We start from the raw sequence: 19,560 nt of genomic DNA, 5'->3' as shown, positions 1-19,560 counted from the left end.
GGACAGGTTCCCCGCACGGTCCTTGGCCTGCACGCTGAGCACGCGCCGGCCCTCGGTGGTCGGGGTGATCGACGTGGTCAGCGCCGCGGTGGCGTTGACGGTGACCGGGGTGCCGCCGTCCAGCGTGTAGACGTAGGCGACCAGGTCACCGGTGCCCGAGGCCGGGGTGAAGGTGAACGAGCCGGCCTGGTTGGCCGCGCCGTGCCACAGCCCGTCCGACGGGTAGTCGGCGGAGGTGACGAACGGCGCACCCGGCTTGACGGTGTCGGCGATCAGGTGGGTCCCGACCCAGCCGGAGCGGGACTTGCCGTCGTCGAGCATCGCCCAGATCGAGTACTGCACGCCCTCGTCGAGCTTGGCGATGCCGTAGTCGGACGGGCGGACGGTGGCGATGGCGCCGTTCGGGGTGGGCCTGGCGATGCTGCCGATGAACGTGTCGCCGCGCCACAGGTCCAGGTAGACCGTGAGCGCGTCACCGTCGACGTCGGCGGCCTGCACCTGGAAACGCGGGTTGGCGTCCGGGGTGTAGACCGGGCTGCCCGGCTGCGACGGCAGCACCTGGACGGTGGCCGGGGTCGCCGGGACGGTGTTGTAGGTGACGGAGATGTACGGCGGGAAGTCGCCCTCGGCGGAGTCGAACTTCTTCCAGGAGAGGCTGCTGTTCTCGTCCGCCGCCTTCAGCAGGAAGCCGTAGTCGCGGTAGCCGAACTGGGCGAAGTGCCGGATCATCCCGGTGACGTCGGCCTTCGCCCACACCGAGCCGTCACCGGCGGTGCAGGTGTGGGTGTCGCCGCCGTCGTTGTCATAGGTGTCGTTGGACGTCGCCCAGAGGGTCTCGCCCTGCGGCATGTTGTTCCACCGCATCCACCCGGCCGCGCCCAGCGCGTTCCAGACCTCCCACTGCTTCGCGATGCAGGAGGAGGAGTGGAAGTTGTACAGGTTGAGCGTGGCGCTCTGGATCTGCTTGCCGTTGAAGTCGCCACCGGGGATCGTCAGGAACGAACGAGCCTTGGTCGAACCGTCGTAGCTGCCCAGCTTCAGGAGATCGGCCGACGAGTTGTCGGTGTTCTCGTTGTTCTGGATGTAGGTGTCGAAGGTGGTGACGACGTCGACGACCGGGTCGATGGTGACCGGGTAGCTGGTCCTCGCATCGGCCAGGAACGCCGCGTCCGGGGTGAACACCAGCTCGGTGTCCGCGCCCTGACCGCGCACCTCCATGGTCACCGGGGCCCGGTTGAGGTGCTCCTGCGAGGCCTGGTCGACCACCGCGTCCCACATCACGGGGGCGGGGATCTTCACGGTCTGCTTGCCGGAGACCTTCTCCAGCAGCTGGATCGAACCGTCCGGCTGGGGAGCGACGGTGAGGCCGGTGGTGTCGAGCGGGATCGTGATCGTGCCGGTCTGGGAGACGGCGGAACGGTCCTTCACGATCAGGAACTGCTCGAAGCCGGTCCGGGTCGCCTGGAGGACGAGGTCGACGCCGGGGCGGGCGTCGACGTAGGTCGCCTTCTTGCCCTCCAGCTTGGGTTTGGGCAGCTTGCCGAGCCAGCCGAAGGAGAGCTGCTGGTCACCGGAGCCGATCGTGACCAGCGGGCGCTCGGCCGGCTTGGCCGCGGGGGCCGCGGGGGCCGCGGGGGCGACCGTCGGGGTCGCCGTCGGGGTGGCGGCGGGCGCGGCCGGGGTGGCCGTCGGGGCCGCCGTCGGGGTGGCGGCGGGCGCGGCCGGGGTAGCGTCCGGCGTCGCCGTCGGAGCGGCCGTCGGGCCGGCGTCCGGGGTTGCCGTCGGACCGGCGTCCGGGCCGGCCGGGGCCGCGGTGCGGGCGGCGCTGCGGGAGGCGTGCTCGGTGGGCGTCGCGGTGGGCGTCGTGGCGCCCGGCAGGCTGTCACCCACCGTCACACCGGCGTCGCCGCCCTCGAAGACCAGGCCCTCCGGGTGCGCCTTGGGCGCGACCTTGCCGTCCGGCGTCTGCACCAGGGTGGTGTCGACCGGCACCCAGGCGTCGCCGACCTTCATCCGCAGCGGACCGGTGGAGCGCTCGGAGGTCAGCGTCCCGTCCGGGTTCGCCCACAGGGTGACGAACTCGGTGCGGGCCTTGGTGACCTCGATCCGGCGGCCCTGGAGGCGGGCCGCCAGCAGGGCCGACGCCTCGTCGGGCGCCTCCGTGGAGGGCGCGGCCGGGGCGGCCGGGGGCACCGGCACCTCGGCGGACTGATTGGACGCCAGGGCATCGGCGACGACACCGGTCTGCACCAGCAGACCGAGTGTCAATACCGTGGATATCCGGCGTATCCAGCGCATCGAAAAGGCCCCGCCGGTGGAACCGGGCGAGGCCAGGGAGCGTCGTGACATCAAGACTCTCTCGGAAAAATGGCACACATTCAGACGGTTCCGTTTCGGAACCGGAAGACAACCTCTCATCTTCAGCGAACGCCCAGGAACCAATCAGGATGACAATCGAGTAACGGATCACCCACGTCCCGTAATTAGGTGGCGATTCATCCGCATTCGCGCCGGTCGGACCATTTCCGCCGTTCGCCCCGAGATATCAGGAATCGCCCGCTCCCGCGCCGTAGACTGGCCGTTGTCCGGGGCTTCCCGGAGGGGGGCCCACGGGACGGGGATTCGCGGGAGGTCCTCATGCGCCGGCGGCACAGCTTCCACCTCGACCGGGGAGCACACTCCGTCACGGTGAACGTCAGGTCCGGCTGGATCACCGAGACCGAGCTGCTGGTGGACGGCAAGGAGGTGGCCTTCCACCGGGTGCACGGTCACGGGGTGTACCCGCTGACACTCGCCGCCCAGCTCCCCGGGGAGCCGCCGCAGCAGGTGGCCGTCCGGCTGGAGCGCACGGGCGTGCCCGAGCGGCCGCTCAGCTGCGCGCTGGAGTCCGGCGGGGCCGTGCACCCGATGCCGGAGCGCACGGAACGCTAGGCCCTCGACCCCCGCCCCGAACCTCCGCCCTGGACCTTCGCCGCGATCTCCTCGACGGCCGCGCGCGCCCGGTCGGCGTCCGCCGGGACGAGGCCGATCCTGGTGCGCCGGTGCAGCACGTCCTCGACGTCCAGCGCGCCCTCGTGGGTGAGCGCGTACGCGATCTCGGCCCGGCCGACGTCGATCCCCTCCGCGACCGGCGCGCCGTAGCCGGCGCCCAGCCGCTCCTCCCCCACCGCCAGCACCTCGCGCGCCGCGCCGCCGTGCCGGGCGAGCAGCGAGGCCGCCACCTCGCCCTCCGGCGCCGGGCGGCTGTCGCGGTGGCCGGGCGCGCCGACCAGCGGCAGCCGGGCCGTCCAGCAGGCGCGGGCGGGCAGTTCGCGCAGCCGGACGGCGGTGTCCACGGCGTCCTCGGCCATCCGGCGGTAGGTGGTCAGCTTGCCGCCGACCACGGTGATCACGCCGTCCGGGGACTCCAGTACGGCGTGCTGCCGGGAGAGGTCGGCGGTGGCGCCGTCGCCGGTGTCGATCAGCGGGCGCAGTCCGGCGTAGGCGCCGCGCACGTCGGCCCTGGTCAGCGCCGTCTCCAGGGCGGCGTTCACGGTGTCGAGCAGGAAGTCGAGCTCGGCCTCGGTGGGCTGCGGCTCGTCCGGGACGGGGCCGGGCGCGTCCTCGTCGGTGAGGCCGATCGCCACCCGGCCGAGCTGCTGCGGCAGCGCGAAGACGAAGCGGCTGGTGGAGCCGGGGACGGGCACGGTGAGCGCGGCGGAGGGCCGGCCGAGCGCGGCCGCGTCGACCAGCAGGTGGGTGCCCCGGCTGGGGCGCAGCCGGATGGAGGGGTCCACCTCGCCCGCCCACACGCCGGTGGCGTTGACCACCGCGCGGGCGCCGAGCAGGAACGATTCACCGGTCAGGGCGTCGGTGAGCCGGGCGCCCGACCCGGTCACCTGCTCGGCGCGCACCCGGGTCAGCACGGACACCCCGTACTGCGCCGCCGTCCGGGCCAGCGCCACCACCAGCCGGGCGTCGTCGACGAGTTGGCCGTCGTGCGCGACCAGGGCGCCGGACAGCCCGGCTCCGCGCAGGCCCGGCACCAGGGCGCGGGCCCGGTCCGCGCCCACCCTGCGCACGCGCGGCAGCAGCCGGCCCGGGGTGCCGGCGCTCAGCCGCAGCGCGTCGCCCGCGTGGAAGCCCGCCCGGACCAGCGCGGCCTGCCCGGGCCTCATCAACCCCTCCAGCAGCGGGACCAGTTGGGGCAGCGGGCGGACCAGGTGCGGGGCGGTGCGGGTCATCAGCACGCCGCGCTCGACGGCGCTCTCCCGGGCCACCCCGATCCGCCCGGAGGCGAGGTAGCGCAGACCGCCGTGGACGAGCTTGGAGCTCCACCGGCTGGTCCCGAACGCGAGGTCGCGCGCCTCGGCCAGCGCCACCGAGAGCCCGCGGGCGGCCGCGTCCAGCGCGACGCCCGCGCCGGTCACGCCGCCGCCGATCACCAGCAGGTCGACCGACGGCCCGGAGGCGAGCGCGTCCAGCTCCAGCTCCCGGCGGCGGGCGGTGAGTCGGGCGGTCCCGGCGAAGGGCCCGGCGGGGGTGGTCATCTGCGGCCTCCGTGGCGGCTCGGTGTCGGCGGGTTCACGGCGCGAGGTAGCCGTCCAGGGCCCGGGCGAGCTCGCGGCGCCAGGCCGCCTCGGGCAGCAGGGCCGCCACCATGCGGTGCGACTGGACGGTGGACTGGGCGATCAGCAGCACCATCGCGGCGAGCTCGACCGGCTCGCCGGCCCGGATCGAACCGTGGTGCTGCCCCTGGACGATGCCGGTCCGCAGCGCCTCCAGCAGCCCGCGCTGGCTGGTGCCGAGGCGCTCGACCACGTACTCGAAGAGGGTGTCGGAGTCGGCGGAGCGCAGCAGCGCGCCGAGCACCGGGTGGTCGCGCAGCCGGACCGCCACCTCGACGACGCCCTCGACGAACGCGGCCCGGTCGGCGCCGCCGAGCCGCACGGCGTCCCGGGTGGCGCCGATCTCGCGGGTGAGCAGCGCGCCGATCACCGCCCGGACGTCCGGCCAGCGCCGGTAGACGGTCGGCCGGCTCACCCCGGCGCGGCGCGCGATCTCGGCCAACTGGGTGCGCCCCACGCCGAGTTGCACGATCAGCTCGGCGGCGGCGTCGAGGATCGCGTCATCGGTTCCGCGCGGCGCGGCGGACGGCGGCACGGCGGGCCGTCCGGGGCTCTCGGGCCCCTCGGAGCCCTCGTTACTACTTGACATGATGTGTAAAACTGTAACGCATGACCCCCGAGAAGCAAGCGGCGCCGGCCGGTGCGGCCGCCCTGCCGCTCCCCCCGATGAAGTGGGACGCCTGGGGCGACCCGGCTCTCGCCAAGGAGCTGTCCGCCGACATCAAGGGCCTGCTCGCCGCCGCCCTCGGCGTCACCGGCGACGCCGCCCCCGGCCCGGACGCCTCGGAGGTCGTGCTGCGGCCCTGCGCCCTCTCCCCCGACGACCTCGCGGCACTCGCCGCCGTCGTCGGCGAGGCCCACGTCAGTACCGCCGACGCCGACCGCCTCCCCCGGGCCGGCGGCAAGTCCACCCCCGACCTGCTGCGCCGCCGCTCGCGCGAGCCGCAGGACGCGCCCGACGCCGTGGTGCTGCCCGGCGACGAGGACGAGATCGCCGCACTGCTCGCCGTCTGCGCCGAACGCCGCATCGCCGTCGTGCCGTTCGGCGGCGGGACGAGCGTCGTCGGCGGACTGGAGCCCGAGCGCGGCGCCTTCGCCGCCGTCGTCTCACTCGACCTGCGCCGCCTCGACCGGCTGCTCGACCTCGACGCGACCTCCGGCGAGGCGCTGCTCGGCGCCGGCCTCACCGGCCCGGCCGCCGAGGCGCTGCTCGCCGAGCACGGCTTCGAACTCGGCCACTACCCGCAGAGCTTCCGCTTCGCCACCATCGGCGGCTTCGCGGCCACCCGCTCCTCCGGGCAGAACTCGGCCGGCCACGGGCGGTTCGACGAGATGGTGCGCGGCCTGCGCGTGGTCACCCCGGCGGGCGTGCTGGACCTCGGCCGCGCCCCCGCCTCCGCCGCCGGGCCCGACCTGCGCGAGCTGTTCCTCGGCTCGGAGGGCACCCTCGGCGTGATCACCGCCGTGCGGGTGCGCATCCACCCCGTGCCCGCCGTCAAGGCGTACGAGGCCTGGTCGTTCCCCGACTTCACCACCGGCACCGCCGCGCTGCGCGCCGTCGAGCAGCAGGGCACCGGCCCGACCGTCATCCGGCTCTCCGACGAGGCCGAGACGATGATCAACCTCGCCATGACCGAGAAGATCGGCGGCGAGCCCGCGGTGACCGGCTGCCTGGCCGTCACCGTCTTCGAGGGCGGCGCCGAGCAGGTCGCCGCCCGCCACCGGCTCACCCGCGCCGTCCTGCTCGCCGCCGGCGGCAGCCCGCTCGGCGAGGCGCCCGCCCGGGCCTGGGAGCACGGCCGGTTCAACGCCCCCTACCTGCGCGACTCGCTGCTCGACGCGGGGGCGCTGTGCGAGACGCTGGAGACCGCCACCAGCTGGCAGCAGCTGCCGGCCCTGCGGTTCGCCGTCACCGCCGCGATCACCGAGGCGCTCCCCGGCTCCCTGGTGCTGTGCCACGTCTCGCACGTCTACCCGACCGGGGCGTCGCTCTACTTCACCGTGGTCGCCGCGCTCGGCGAGGAGCCGCTGGAGCGCTGGGCCGCCGCCAAGCGGGCCGCCTGCGACGCCATCGTCCGCTCCGGCGGCACCATCACCCACCACCACGCCGTCGGCACCGACCACCGCCCGTGGATGGCCGCCGAGATCGGCGACCTGGGCGTGCGCGTCCTGCGCGCCGTCAAGGCCGAGCTCGACCCGGCCGGCATCCTCAACCCGGGCAAGCTGATCCCATGACCGGCCGGAGAACCATCGCCCGCGTCGTTCTCCTCACCAACCCCGCGGCGGCCGGCCACGCCGAACCGGCGGCCCGCCGCGCCGCCGCCCGGCTGCGCGCCCTCGGCATCGCCGTGGACGCCCGGGCGGGCGACTCCGCCGCCGACTCGCTCGCCCTCGCCCGGGCCGCCGTCCACGGCGACGGCCCGGGCGCGTGCGACGCCCTGGTCGTGGTCGGCGGCGACGGCATGATCAACCTCGGCCTCCAGGCCGTCGCCGGCACCGCCGTCCCCCTCGGCGTCGTGCCGGCCGGCACCGGCAACGACCACGCCCGCGCCCACGGGCTGCCCCGCAACGCCCCGGAGGCCGCCGCCGACGTCATCGCCGCCGGCCACACCCGCACCGTCGACCTCGGCCGGATCACCGCCGCCGACGGCACCACCCGCTGGTTCGGCTCCGTCCTCGCCAGCGGCTTCGACTCCCTCGTCAGCGACCGCACCAACCGCCTGCGCCGGCCGCGCGGCCGGCTGCGCTACCACCTCGCCATCGCCGTCGAGTTCGCCAACCTCCGCCCGCTGCCGTTCCGGATCACCCTCGCCGACGGCACCGAGATCGACCGCGACCTCACCCTCGCCGCCGTCGGCAACACCAGCAGCTACGGCGGCGGCATGCTCATCTGCCCCGACGCCGACCCCGCCGACGGCCTCCTCGACGTCACCCTCGTCGACGCCATGCCCCGCCTCCGGGTCGCCCGGTTCTTCCCCACCCTGCTGAAGGGCACCCACGTCCACCACCCCGAGGTCACCACCCACCGCACCCCCGCGCTGCGGCTGTCCTCCCCCGGCATCACCGCCTACGCCGACGGCGAGTTCATGGGCCGCCTCCCGGTCGAGGTCACCGCCGTCCCGGCCGCCCTCCACCTCCTCGCCCCGGCCCCCTGACGGGGATCAGCACCGCGGTAGAATCCGCATCGGTAAACTGCCGCCCTCAACTCCGTGCGTTACCAGGGCTTGTGGGGGCATTCGTGGACGTGCACATTTCCGTGACCGGTGGGGAGACCGTCGCGGAGGCCGAGTCGCTGACCGACTGGCTCCGGGGGGAGCCCGGGCTGCGGGGCGTCGTCCTGACCGGGCGGGCGCCGCGGCCCGGGGAGATGGGGGCGGTGCTGGACACCGTCTCCGTCGCCCTCGGAGCCGGCGGCGGCCTCTCGGTGCTCGCCTCCTCGCTGCGGGCGTGGTTCGCGCAGCCCCGGCGCAGCGACGTCCGGCTGAGGATCCGCCGCCCGGGCGGCGCCACGGTGGAGCTCGACGCCAAGCGGGTGCACGCCGGGGAACTGGAGGCGCTCCTGCGCACGGCGCTGGCGGAGCCGGACGAGTCCGCCCCCGAGCAGGGCTGACGTGCCGCTCCCCGATCCCCAGCGTTCACGGATCGTGCTCGTCGGCGCGAGCGACTACACGGACCCGGACCTGCCGGCCCTCCCGGCGGTCCGGCGCACCGTGACCGACCTCGCCGCCCAGTTCACCGACCCCGTGCACGGCATCGTCCCCGAGGAGCACTGCAAGGTCCTGCTGAACGACACCGACCTGTCCCGGGTCGGCCGGACCCTGCGGGACGCCGCCAGCGCGGCCGAGGACCTGCTGCTGGTGTACTTCACCGGGCACGGGCTGGTCGGCGGGCGCCGGCACGACCTCTACCTCGCGCTGCCCTACAGCGAGTACGAGGCACCGGAGTTCAACTCCGTCGAGTACGACAAGCTGCGTGCGACCGTGCTCGACAGCCGCGCCGCCACCAAGATCATCGTGCTGGACTGCTGCTTCTCCGGCCGCGCCGTCAACGACACCATGGCCGGCGGCCGCGACACCGTCGACCGGCTCGAAGTCGCGGGCACCTACGTGCTCGCCTCCGCCCCGCGCGACCAGGTCGCCCTCGCCCCGCCCGGCGAGGAGTACACCGCGTTCTCCGGGCGGCTGCTGCGGCTGCTGCGCGAGGGCGTCCCCGGCGGCCCGGAGGAGCTGACCGTCGTGGAGCTCTACCGGCGGCTGGCCGCCGCCATGCGCGCCGAGCACCTGCCCGTCCCGCGCAACCGGGGCACCGAGAACGCCGACCAGACCGCACTCGCCCTGAACCGGGCCTTCGCCGCCACCGCCGCCCCCGACCTGCGCAACCGGCAGGCCGCGGCCGACCAGCAGGCCCTCCAGGGCGACTGGGCGGGCGCCGCCGAGGCCCTGCGCGCGGTCCTCGCGGAGCAGACCCGCATCCTCGGCCAGGACCATCCGGACACCCTGCGCTCGCTGCGCAACCTCGCCCACTGCCTCGGCGGCGCCGGCGACCCGGCGCAGGCCGTCCGCCTGCTGCGCCCCCTCCCCGAGGCCTACGCCCGGCTGCACGGCGGGGACCACCCGGACACCCTGCACACCCGCCAGTTCCTCGCCGTCAACCTCGGCGAGTCCGGCCGGCGCGCGGAGGCGGTCGCCCTGCTGCGGATCCTGCTCGCCGACCGCAGCCGCGTCATGGGCGGCGAACACGTGGACACCCTGCGGACGCGCCACATGCTCGCCCGCAACCTCGCCCTGACCGGCGCCGAGGCCGAGGCGGCGGCACTGCTGCGGCAGGTGATCGCGGAGCGGGAGAGGGTGCTGGGCGCGAAGCACCCGCACACGGTGCGGGCCCGGAAGGACCTGGCGGCACTGGAAGGAGGCGGACGAGGTGTTTGAGGACTTCGACGACCGCGTGCGCAGGGCCGTCCTCCTGGCGGGCGCCCAGGCGGCCGCTCGCGGTCACGGGCGGATCGACACCCCCCACCTCCTCCTGGGCCTCCTCGACGAGGAGGGAGACGCCTGCAGCGTCCTGATCGCGGGTGGTGTCGACCCCGGGGCCGTCCGCCAGGAGGTCGAGAACCGCATCGGCCGCGGTACGCACCACGGCCCCATCGTCGGGTACTCCCCGGGCGCCGAGTCGGTCTTCCAAGCGTGCCGCCGCAAGGCGGTCGAGCACCCCGACGGGCTGGTCCGCGTCACGGACCTGCTGCGGGAGCTCGCCGTCCGACGCCCCGTCGAGGGCGCCGCCGAGGTGCTGGCCCATTTCGGCCTCACCCGGCCGAGGATCGAATTCCTCGCCGCCCAGCCCGCGGCCCGTCCCACGGTGCTCGCCTCGCTCGGCCGGGACCTCACCGCCGCCGTCCGGGGCGAGACCGTCCACGGGCGGCGCCCGGAGATCGAGCAGGTGATGCGGGTGCTGCGCCGGCACACCCGCAACGTCGCGCTGCTGGTGGGCGAGCCGGGTGTCGGCAGGACGAGCGTGGTGATCGGGCTGGCCGAGGCCATCGCCCTGGGCCGGGCGCCCGCGGACTTCCTCGGGAGGACCGTCCGGCTCCTCGACGTGGGCGCCCTGTTCGCCGACCCGCAGCACCACGGCCGGTTCACCGAGCTGATGGCCGAGCTGGTGGGCAACCTCATGGAGGCGACGGACCTCGTCCTGTTCCTCGACAACGCCCTCGCGACGGTGCGGACGCGCGAGGGCGTCGTCGAGGCGCTGGCGTTCCTGCGGCCGGTCTTCGGCCGGGCGGGCGTCTCCGTCGTCGCCACCGCCACCAGCGAGGAATTCCGGCGCTGGGAGCGCGGCTCCGCGCTCGACCGCGCGATCCAGCTGGTGGCGGTGACCGAACCGGCGCCGGGCGAGGTGCTGGAGATCCTGCGCCACGCCCGGCACCGGCTGGTCGAGCACCACGGCGTGGAGATCACGGACGAGGCCCTGGAGACCGCCGCCCGGCTGGCCCGCGACTTCCTGCCCGGGCAGGCCCTTCCCGGCGCGGCCGTCGACCTGCTCGACGAGTCGGCCGCGAGCGTCCGCTCCGGGCCCGGGCAGTCGCAGGGCTCCCCCGCGGTCACCCGGACCGTGGTCGAGCACACCGCCCACGCGGCCGTCCCCCTCCACCTGCCCGTCCCCCACGACCCGTTCGTCTGGTCGATGAGCTGACCCCGCCGCTACCCCAGCTCCAGCGCCTCCCAGGCGAAACCCTCGCCCCACCCGGGCTCACGCCTCGCCCAGGCGGTCATCGCCGCGATCACCGGCTCGGGCTCGTCGAGGAGCACCTGGAAGTGCCGGTCCGGTCCGCCGTCCCGGTACTCCAGGGTGTACTCGCCGCCCTCCTCGTGCCACACCTGCACATAGACGCCCGGCTCGTCGGGCAGCCGCCCGACCACCAGGAAACGGTCCTTGCGCTCCCCGATCCGCCGGACCAGCCCCGCCAACGCCTCGGCGCCGGGCCGCGGGTGGGTCTCGTCGTTCTCCGTCCGCACCGTGATCTCCAACATGGCCCGATCCTGGCACGGGCCACTGACACTCCCGCCTCCGCTCCTGTTTCCGCCTCCGCTCCTGCTCCCGTCTCCGCTCCTGCTTCCGCTCCTGGCGGGCCGGGCCCGCAGCCTCGGCCGCGTCCGGCCCCGGACGGCCGCTTCGGTACGGTGGGCCGCATGGGTGTGACGCGGACGCCGCGGGGGCGGTGGGTGGAGGAGGGGCTGCGGGCGCTCGCCGAGGGCGGGCCGGAGGCGGTGCGGGTCGAGGTGCTGGCGCAGGCGCTCGGGGTGACCAAGGGCGGCTTCTACGGGCACTTCCGCAACCGCGAGGCGCTGCTCGCCGAGATGCTGGACACCTGGGAGCACACGGTCACCGACGACGTCATCGAACGGGTCGAGGGCGAGGGCGGGGACGCCCGGACGCGGCTGGGGCGGCTGTTCGCCATCGCCGCGACGCCCGGGCAGGGGCCGGGGACCGGGATGGCGGTCGACCTGGCGATCCGTGAGTGGGCACGCCGGGACGAGGCGGTGGCCGGGCGGCTGCGACGGGTCGACGACCGGCGGATGGCCTACCTGCGGTCGCTGTACGGGGCGTTCTGCCCGGACCCGGAGGACGTGGAGGTGCGCGCCTTCGTGTCGTTCACGCTGCGGATCGGGTACCACCTCGTCGACGTCGGCCACGAGGGGCGCAGCCGGGCCGAGGTGATGGAGCGGACCAGGGACTGGCTGCTGCGGTAGCCGGCGGCCGTCGGCCCGTCACGGCGTCGGGGAGCCATGGCCTCGGGGGCCCGGCGCCCTCAGACCCCCCGGCGGGCCTCCAGCAGGCCGTTGTCGATCGCCGCCACCAGCGCGGCGTGGTCGGCGAGGGTGCGGTCGGCGTACTGGACGGCGAAGTCGGCGACGGCCTCGGCGAAGGTGTCCGAGCGGCCGAGGTAGCCGGCGATGGCGATCCGGTCACCGGAGCGGGCGTGCGCACGGGCCAGGGCGCGTCCGCAGAGGTCCGCGTAGGCGCGCAGGTCACCGGGGGCCATGCCGGCGACGTCGGCGGAGCCCTTCATGTCGCGCAGCTGCCGGCCGTAGAAGTGCCGGCCGGCCGGGCCGGTGGTCCAGCCGAGGAAGATGTCGCTGGCGGCCTGGAGCAGGCGCTGGCCGGTGACCACGCGGTGCCCGCCGTGCACCACCGGCGCCTCGCCACCCGGCCGGCCGGCGGGCAGGTACGGCTCCAGGACGGACCGCCCAGCCTCCTTGAGCTGCAGGAACAGCGGATCGCGCTCGTCGCGGCCCTCCAGCAGGAGGACGAAGCAGCGGGTGCCGACGCTGCCGACGCCGACCACCGTGCGGGCGACGTCGGCCAGCCGGTAGCGGTCGAGCAGGACGCGGCGGTCCTCGGGGAGGGTGGCCCGGTAGTCGCCGAAGATCTTGCCGACCCGGCGCAGTTCGTCGCGCGGGAGAGGTTCGAGCAGCGGCGGGTCGCTGACGATCCGGCGCCGGCCGTCCTCGCCCCGCTCGGTGAGCTTGTCGAAGGCCTGGAGGCTGGTGCGGCGGCGGGCCTTGTCGAGACCGGCCTCGACGCGCCTGCGACGGCTGCGCTTGCGGACCAGCGGGAGGAGGTCGTCGGCGTCGATCCGGGCGTACCAGACGTCGAGTTCGCCCAGCGCGGCGAGGCGGCGCATGGCGGCGGCGTAGCCCCGGGCGGCGGTGAGGGCGGCCCGGCGGGCACGGTCGTCGCCGTGCCCGTTGTCGCGGGCGGCGACGGTGACGCTGGCGGCGAGCCGCTTGAGGTCCCACTCGAAGGGGCCGGGGTAGGTCTCGTCGAAGTCGTTGGCGTCGAAGAGCAGCGCCCGCTCCGGGGAGGCGTACACGCCGAAGTTCAACAGGTGGGCGTCGCCGCAGAGCTGGACGGTGAGGCCGGTCTCGGGGACGGCCGCGAGGTCGGCGGCCATCACGGCGGCGGCCCCGCGCAGATAGGCGAACGGCGATTCGGCCATCCGCCCGTAGCGGATCGGGACGAGGTCGGGAAGCCTGTGCTGGGACTGCCCGGCCAGGACGGTGAGCGGATCGGGCCGGTCGGCGGCGGCGATCCAGCGGCCGTGGGCGGAACGCGGGATGAGCTCGCGGGCGGCCCGGCCGAGCCGGCGGCGTTCGGTCGGACTGGTCATGCGCAGCTCCTCGACGTGCGCTCCGGCGGGCCGGGGCGGGCGCGGCTTCCTTCCCCGCGACGCTAGGGCAGCCGCCGGGGGACGGCACGTCGGAGCGCGGGCGGACGTCCGGGACGCCCGCCCGCGCTGCGCCGGACGGGTGAATCGAGTGCATGCGTGCACAGGCGCGCGGCCCGCGTCACTCCACGGTGAAGTCCGCCATCATCGCCATGTCCTCGTGCTCCAGGTTGTGGCAGTGCAGCATGTAGGACCCCGGGTAGTCGGTGAACCGCACCAGCACCTCCACCGCCTCCGCCGGCCGCAGGTCCACGGTGTCCTTCCAGCCCTCGTCGTAGGGGCCCGGGTCGCCGCCGTTGCGCGACAGCACCTGGAAGGCGTTCAGGTGCACGTGGACCGGGTGGTGGACGTCGCTGAAGAACCGCCAGATCTCGGTGCTGCCGAGCTCCGGGGCGGCCAGCGCGCGGCCGGGCTGGTAGAGCCGGTTGTTGATGGTCCAGTTGCCGTCGCGGCCGCGGCGGAAGCCGAAGACCCGGGTGGCGACGGCGGCCTCGGGGTCGAGCCGTTCGAGGGTGCAGAGCCGCTCGGGCAACGGTGGATCGTCGTTCACCGGGCGCGAGCCGACCTCGAACAGCATCACCTCCTCGGTCCGCCCGGCGCCGAAGCGGTTCATCAGCCGCACGGCGGTGCCGGGCGGGTAGCGGGAGAAGTCCACCACCAGGTCGAAGCGCTCGGCCGGCGCGATCTCGACCGCGTCGTGCGCGACCGGCTCCTCCAGCAGCCCGCCGTCGCCGCCGATCTGGACGAGCGCGTCACCGCCGGGCGGCTGCGGGTCGAGTTCCAGCCGGTAGAGGCGGGCGTTGGAGGCGTTGACCAGGCGCAGCCGGTAGCGGGCCCGGTCCACCTCGGCGCGCGGCCAGGGGGCGCCGTTGACCAGGATGACGTCACCGAGGACGCCGTTCATGTAGTCGTCGGTGACGCCCGGGACGGCGAGGTCGGGGTCGGTGGCGGGGTAGGCGAAGGAGCCGTCGGCGGCGAAGGCGCGGTCGGCGAGCATCAGCGGGAGCTCGCGCTCGCCGCGCGGCAGCGGCAGGGCGTCCTCCTCGTCGTCGCGGACGAGGTGGAAGCCGGTCAACCCGCGCCAGATGGCGGGGCCGGTGAAGCCCATCCGGTGGTCGTGGTACCAGAGGGTGGCGGCGCGCTGGTGGCCCGGATAGGTGTAGTCGCGGGTGCCGATGACGGTCCGGACGGCGTCGCGGGTGGCCCGGCCGGCCGATCCGCGCATCGTCTTCATCCCCTTCATCCCCTCCGTCCCGGCCATGCCCGCCATGCCCGCCATGCCCGCCAGCGCGTGGGCGGTGGCGTGGTCGGCGGACGAGCCGACCGGGAGCAGCAGGTCCACCGGGTAGCCGTCGCTGTCCGCCGGGGTGTGGCCGCCGTGCAGGTGGACCACCGAGGGCACCGGCAGTTCGTTGCGGTGGCTCACCACCGTCCGGCGGCCGGAGCGGACGGACAGGGTGGGGCCCGGGTAGGTGCCCCCGTACGTCCAGGCCTCGGTGTGCACGCCGGGCAGGATCTCCAGCCGGGCGACCCGCTGGGTGATCTCGTAGTAGTCCGCGGTGCCGTCGGTGCGGACCGGGGCGAGCACGGCCGGCACCGGGAGCGGGACCTCGAACGGCTCCGGCAGCGGGACCTCACTGCTCAGCAGCCGTCCGGGCCGCCCCTCGGCCAGCAGCCGGGCGGCCGCGGGGACGGCGAAGGCGCCGAGGGCACCGGCGCCGAGCACGGCCGCGCCGGCGCCGAGGAAGCGGCGGCGGTTCACGGGGCCACCTCCACCGGGCCGCTCCCGGTGCCGGCCGCCGTGCCGGAGGGCCGGGGCAGCCGTCCGGACCCGTCCTCCGTCCCTGTTCCTGTTCCTGTACCTCTTCCCGTTCCTGTTCCCGTTCCCGACGGCGACGGCGACGCTGCGGGCGAGGTCAGCGGCAGCCGCCAGGCGCCGACCAGGCCGAACAGGTGTGCGCTGACCAGCAGCACGCCCAGCGTCACGTGCACGCCGACCGACCGCTCGTAGCCCGTCCAGGTCTGCGCCCCGGCCGCCGCCAGCAGCAGCACCGCCACCACCAGCGGCCACCACGGCCCGCGCTCCCCCGCCGGCCCGGCGGCCCGGCGCACCAGCGCGGCCGCCGGCAGCTGGAGGACCAGCACGCCGCCCAGGGCCATCGCGGCGACCTCGTGCGCCCGCAACGCCTCGTAGTGGCCGTTCAGGAAGCCCGCGGCCAGCACCGTCCCGGCCAGCACCAGCGCGGCCGAGGCCGTCGCGGTGCCCCGCAGCAGGAGCCGCGGCAGGCGGACCGCCCGGGGCGCCGGCGGACCGTCCGGCGTACGTGCCGGGGGGAACAGCGGCAGGCGGGGCGTGCGGGTCACCGGGGGACTGCTCAACTCGGCCTTCTCTCTGCCGGGCGCGCCGCGAGGCCGGGGCCCGCCGGGCGGGCATGCCGGACGCGCTCGGCGCGGGGGTGTGGGCGGGACAGCCGCCGCGGGCACGCGGCACCGGCTCCGGGCGCGGCCGCGCACGCGGCTGATCACCCCTCACTATCGGTGCGGGGACGCCGCTTTCCGGCCGACGACCCCGCTCTCCCGTCTGTTCAGCGCGGCTTTGTCACCCGAACGGGCGGTGCGCCGCCCCCGCGCGCACCGCCCGTCCACGCCCCCGGTGTGCTCCGGGAGCCCCGGCCCGGAGCACGGAAGGGCCCCGGTCCACCGGCGGCACCCCCGTCGCCCGCCGGTGGACCGGGGCCCGGTCCGATGATCCGCCCCGCCCTTTCCCCGTGCTCCCCCACCGGTGCCGTTGCCGGTCGGCTACTGCTTCCCGCCGCTCGCGGCGACCGGGCTGGAGCCCAGCAGGGCCCGGGCCGGCAGGGCCGTCGCGGCCAGGCAGAGCACCACCGCGCCGGCGGCCAGCGGCAGCGCCGTCCCGACCGGAACGAACGGCGTCGCGCCGGTGAGGCCCCGGGTGACCGGGACCAGCGTCAGCCAGGCGATCACCGAGCCCACGCCCAGACCGGCCGCGGCCACCAGCAGCGCCTCCCAGCGCATCATGTGGCGCACCTGGCGCCGGGTGGTGCCGGCCAGCCGGAGCAGCGCCACCTCGCGGCGCCGGTCCAGCACCGTCATGACGAGGGTGTTGGCGGCCGTGACGGCGGCGAACCCGCCCAGCACACCGGCCATCACCGTGTTCGCCCAGGCGCCCATCTCCTGCGACTTGTCGGACTGCGCCGCGAAGCCCGCCCGGTCGGTCACCGTCAGACCGGGAACACCGAGGCCGGACAGGCCCGCGGCGACCGCGGCCCGGTCGGCGCCGGGGGCGTCCGCGACCAGCACCTGGCTGTCGAAGGCGGCGGTGACGTGCTCCGCGACCGCCGCCCGGGGCAGCAGCACCTGGCCGAAGCCGAGTCCGCGCTCGTAGGTGGCGACCAGCAGCGGCTTCGTCGCCGTGCCGTCACCGAGCCAGAACGGGACGCGCTCGCCGACCTCGACGCCCAGCGCCGAGGCCAGGTCGGCGGAGAGCGCGACGGTGTCGGTGGCGCGGCCCAGGCCGTCCAGCGAGCCGGCCCGCACCCCGAGGTCGAGCACCTTGGGCAGCCGGGACGGGTCGCCGGTGATGCCGAGCGCGGTGGCGGAGAGCAGCTGGTCGCCGGTCCGGTAGACGACGCCGGTGCGCAGCACGCCGACCGCCGCGTCCACGCCGGGCACCTTGGCCGCCCGCTCGACGACGCCGGCCGCGGCGGGCGCGCCGTCCGTCCCCGGGACGGCGACGGGCAGACCGGGGCCGGTGGAGCCGAGCACGTGGTCGGCGGTGATGCCGGTGCGCACCTGCTCGCCGGTCTCGTGCCGGATGGTGCTCTGCATGAACAGCAGGGTGCCGCAGAAGGCGGTGACCATCACGATCGGCGTGATCGCGGAGGCCAGCCGGCGGGCGTTGGCGCGGGTGTTGTCGGCCGCCAGCGAGCCGGGCGCACCGCCCGCCCGCAGCGGCAGGCCGAGCGCCCAGGCCGCGGCGCGGGCCACCCAGGGGCCCAGCAGGGCGACCGCGACCAGGAAGGACATCACCACGCCGAGCGCGGTGTTGGCGGCGTTCTCGCCGTCCAGGCCGGCGGCGACGCCGGCCAGCACCACGCCGCCGGCCGCGAAGACCACGCCCAGGACGGTGCGGACGACGCCCAGCCGGGCCGGTTCGACGGCGGCCGCGCCGAGCGCCTGGCTCGCCCGCATCTTCGAGGGGCGGCGGGCGGCGAAGAAGCCCGCGGTCAGCGCGGCGAGCGTGCACGCCGCGACGGCGACCAGCATCGGCAGCGGGCCGACCGACAGCTCGACGTCCGCCGGGACGACGCCGCGCTCCACCATCCCGTCGAACCACCAGCGGGCCAGGCCCACCCCGGGCAGGACGCCGAGCGCGGCGGCGAGCGGCGCGACCAGCATCGCCTCGGTGGCGATGGTGCGGCGGATCTGGCGCGGGGTGGCGCCGACGGCGCGCAGCAGGGCGAACTCACGCGAGCGCTGGCCGACGGCCAGGGCGACGGTGGAGATCACCACGAACACCGCGGTCATGGTGGCCGTGCCGCCGAAGGAGCCGCCGATCGCGATCAGCATCACCTTCGCCTCGTTCAGCAGGGGCTGCTCGACGACACCGCGGCCCTTGCCGGTCAGCACCTCGGCGGCGCCGCCGACGGCCTGCTTCACCTGCGCGGTCAGGGCCTTGCGGTCCACGCCCTCGCGGGGCTGGACGGCGATCGCGTCGACCCGGCCGGGGTGGCCGGAGAGGCGGTCGGCGCGGTCGTCGGCGAACCAGGCGGTGGGGCCCGCCTGCTGGGCGGCGGCGAGGCCGGAGACCCGGTAGGTGCCGCCGCCGCCGGGGGCGGTCAGCGCCACGGTGGCGCCCGGCGCGAGGTGGGCGGCGCGCGCCGTGTCGGCGTCCAGCACGACCTCCCCCGCGCCGGGGGCGCGGCCCTCGACCAGCTTGTCCTGCGGGCCGGCGATGCCGAGCGCGGCGAAGCCGCGGCCGGTGAGGCCGGGGAGCGCTCCGGCCGTGCCCTGGGGGGCGTTCGGCGCTCCGCCCTGCAGCGGGAAGGCGGTGTCCGGGCGGGCGGCGGCGACGCCGGGCTGTGCGGCGATCCTGGCCACCAGCCCCGCGTCCACCCGGGCCCGCTCGGACAGCGGCTGCTCGTGGGTGTCGGACTCGTCGTTCGTCTTGTAGGTGATGCTGACGTTCGGGTCGGCGGCCACCACGACGGGCGTCCCGCCGTAGCGCACGGACGGCACGGAGGCGGTGATGCCGGTCTGCAGCAGCGTGCCGCAGGCCGTGATCACGGCGGCGCCGAACAGCAGCGCGACGAAGGTGCCGATGAAGGAGGCCGGGCGGAAGCGCACCGAGGCCCGGGCGAGTCCGTTGCTCATGCCGCAGCCCCCAGCCGGCGCGCGGTCAGCCGGACCATCCGGTCGGCGATCGTCTGCGGGTCCGGGTGGTACAGCTCGTCGGCGAGCGCGCCGTCGGCCAGGAAGAGCACGCGGTCGGCGAACGAGGCGGCCACCGGGTCGTGGGTCACCATGACGACGGTGGCGCCCATGGTGTCCACCACACGGCGCAGCAGGCCCAGCACCTCGTGGGCGGTCGTGGTGTCCAGCGCGCCGGTCGGCTCGTCCGCGAACAGCACGTCCGGGGCGGTGATCAGCGCGCGGGCGATCGCCACGCGCTGCTGCTGACCGCCCGACAGCTCCCCGGGGCGCCTGCGGCCGAGGTCGGCGAGGCCGACCTGGGCGAGCAGCTCCTTCGCGCGGGCGCGGTCCTGGCGCTCCCCGGCGAGGCGCTGCGGGAGCAGCACGTTCTGCAGCACCGTCAGCGAGGGCAGCAGGTTGAAGGACTGGAAGACGAAGCCGATCCGGTTGCGGCGCAGCCTGGTGAGCCGGTCCTCGCTCAGCCGGGTGATCTCCTCGCCGCCCAGGTACACCTCGCCCCCGGTCGGGCGGTCCAGGCCGGCCGCGCACTGCAGGAAGGTGCTCTTGCCGGAGCCCGACGGCCCCATCACGGCGGTGAAGGTGCCGCGGTCGAGCGCCAGGTCGATGCCGCGCAGGGCGTGCACGGTCTCGCCGCCCCGCCCGTAGCTGCGCCGGACACCACGCAGCTCGATCGCGGCGTGGGCGGCGGGGCGCCCGGTCGGCTCGGGCTGGGGGCGGGAACGGCGGGGTGCCATGAGGGGCCTTCCTTCGTGGATCGTCGCTGGTCGTCGACGT

16 protein-coding genes are annotated in these 19,560 nt (G+C 75.6%); 7 read left to right on the top strand and 9 right to left on the bottom strand.

Going from position 1 to position 19,560, the window contains the following annotated elements; all coding sequences use genetic code 11:
* The coding region (locus ACF1AK_RS35170; RefSeq protein ID WP_391502902.1) for a DNRLRE domain-containing protein at window positions 1-2,268 on the bottom strand (2,268 nt) is incomplete at its 3' end.
* A gap of 369 nt (window positions 2,269-2,637) precedes the next feature.
* On the opposite strand from ACF1AK_RS35170, the gene ACF1AK_RS35165 reads away from it, so the two are divergent.
* Window positions 2,638-2,931, top strand: coding sequence for a hypothetical protein (locus ACF1AK_RS35165; RefSeq protein ID WP_391502901.1), 294 nt, complete (start codon window positions 2,638-2,640; stop codon window positions 2,929-2,931).
* On the opposite strand, the gene ACF1AK_RS35160 is transcribed toward ACF1AK_RS35165, so the two are convergent.
* Both ACF1AK_RS35160 and ACF1AK_RS35155 read right to left on the bottom strand, forming a co-directional pair.
* The gene (locus ACF1AK_RS35160; RefSeq protein ID WP_391502900.1) at window positions 2,928-4,529 is read right to left on the bottom strand and encodes a glycerol-3-phosphate dehydrogenase/oxidase; all 1,602 of its coding nucleotides are present in this window, start codon (window positions 4,527-4,529) and stop codon (window positions 2,928-2,930) included. The genes ACF1AK_RS35165 and ACF1AK_RS35160 overlap by 4 nt on opposite strands.
* 34 nt (window positions 4,530-4,563) lie before the next feature.
* Window positions 4,564-5,196 carry a TetR/AcrR family transcriptional regulator gene (locus ACF1AK_RS35155; RefSeq protein WP_391502899.1) on the bottom strand — a complete coding sequence of 211 codons (633 nt, stop codon included), beginning with the start codon at window positions 5,194-5,196 and terminating at the stop codon, window positions 4,564-4,566.
* A 20-nt stretch (window positions 5,197-5,216) separates the two neighbouring features.
* Here ACF1AK_RS35155 and ACF1AK_RS35150 point away from each other — a divergent pair, with 20 nt between their 5' ends.
* The 5 genes from ACF1AK_RS35150 (at window position 5,217) to ACF1AK_RS35130 (ending at window position 10,796) form a co-directional block, all read left to right on the top strand.
* A complete protein-coding gene (locus ACF1AK_RS35150) occupies window positions 5,217-6,842 on the top strand; it encodes an FAD-binding oxidoreductase (RefSeq protein WP_391502898.1) in 1,626 nt (541 codons plus the stop codon).
* On the top strand, window positions 6,839-7,762 hold the full coding sequence (locus ACF1AK_RS35145; RefSeq protein ID WP_391502896.1) for a diacylglycerol kinase: 924 nt from the start codon (window positions 6,839-6,841) through the stop codon (window positions 7,760-7,762). The genes ACF1AK_RS35150 and ACF1AK_RS35145 overlap by 4 nt, the downstream gene beginning before the upstream one ends.
* 83 nt (window positions 7,763-7,845) lie before the next feature.
* Window positions 7,846-8,217, top strand: a complete 372-nt coding sequence (locus ACF1AK_RS35140) for a hypothetical protein (protein ID WP_391502895.1) — start codon at window positions 7,846-7,848, stop codon at window positions 8,215-8,217.
* A gap of 1 nt (window position 8,218) precedes the next feature.
* A complete protein-coding gene (locus ACF1AK_RS35135) occupies window positions 8,219-9,535 on the top strand; it encodes a tetratricopeptide repeat protein (protein ID WP_391502894.1) in 1,317 nt (438 codons plus the stop codon).
* Window positions 9,528-10,796 (top strand): Clp protease N-terminal domain-containing protein, encoded by a 1,269-nt coding sequence (locus ACF1AK_RS35130; RefSeq protein WP_391502893.1) that lies wholly within the window; start codon window positions 9,528-9,530, stop codon window positions 10,794-10,796. The genes ACF1AK_RS35135 and ACF1AK_RS35130 overlap by 8 nt, the downstream gene beginning before the upstream one ends.
* An 8-nt stretch (window positions 10,797-10,804) precedes the next feature.
* On the opposite strand, the gene ACF1AK_RS35125 is transcribed toward ACF1AK_RS35130, so the two are convergent.
* Window positions 10,805-11,134, bottom strand: coding sequence for a hypothetical protein (locus ACF1AK_RS35125; RefSeq protein WP_391502892.1), 330 nt, complete (start codon window positions 11,132-11,134; stop codon window positions 10,805-10,807).
* Window positions 11,135-11,293: 159 nt separating this feature from the next.
* Between ACF1AK_RS35125 and ACF1AK_RS35120 the strand changes: the two genes are divergently transcribed.
* The gene (locus tag ACF1AK_RS35120) at window positions 11,294-11,854 is read left to right on the top strand and encodes a TetR/AcrR family transcriptional regulator (protein ID WP_391502891.1); all 561 of its coding nucleotides are present in this window, start codon (window positions 11,294-11,296) and stop codon (window positions 11,852-11,854) included.
* A 59-nt stretch (window positions 11,855-11,913) separates the two neighbouring features.
* On the opposite strand, the gene ACF1AK_RS35115 is transcribed toward ACF1AK_RS35120, so the two are convergent.
* From ACF1AK_RS35115 to ACF1AK_RS35095, 5 genes are all read right to left on the bottom strand, one after another.
* Entirely contained in the window at window positions 11,914-13,275 is a 1,362-nt protein-coding gene (locus ACF1AK_RS35115) for a DUF2252 domain-containing protein (RefSeq protein ID WP_391502890.1), read from the bottom strand.
* Between the two features lie 178 nt (window positions 13,276-13,453).
* Window positions 13,454-15,094, bottom strand: coding sequence for a multicopper oxidase family protein (locus ACF1AK_RS35110; protein WP_391502889.1), 1,641 nt, complete (start codon window positions 15,092-15,094; stop codon window positions 13,454-13,456).
* Entirely contained in the window at window positions 15,091-15,711 is a 621-nt protein-coding gene (locus ACF1AK_RS35105) for a hypothetical protein (RefSeq protein WP_391502888.1), read from the bottom strand. Before ACF1AK_RS35105 ends, ACF1AK_RS35110 begins: the two co-directional genes overlap by 4 nt.
* A gap of 420 nt (window positions 15,712-16,131) precedes the next feature.
* On the bottom strand, window positions 16,132-18,726 hold the full coding sequence (locus tag ACF1AK_RS35100; protein WP_391502887.1) for an FtsX-like permease family protein: 2,595 nt from the start codon (window positions 18,724-18,726) through the stop codon (window positions 16,132-16,134).
* Window positions 18,723-19,520 (bottom strand): ABC transporter ATP-binding protein, encoded by a 798-nt coding sequence (locus ACF1AK_RS35095; RefSeq protein ID WP_391502886.1) that lies wholly within the window; start codon window positions 19,518-19,520, stop codon window positions 18,723-18,725. Before ACF1AK_RS35095 ends, ACF1AK_RS35100 begins: the two co-directional genes overlap by 4 nt.
* Between the last annotated feature and the right edge of the window lie 40 nt (window positions 19,521-19,560).

Source organism: Kitasatospora sp. NPDC015120, from assembly GCF_043080305.1.
Lineage (GTDB): Bacteria > Actinomycetota > Actinomycetes > Streptomycetales > Streptomycetaceae > Kitasatospora.
This window is presented reverse-complemented; position numbering and strand designations above follow the sequence as displayed.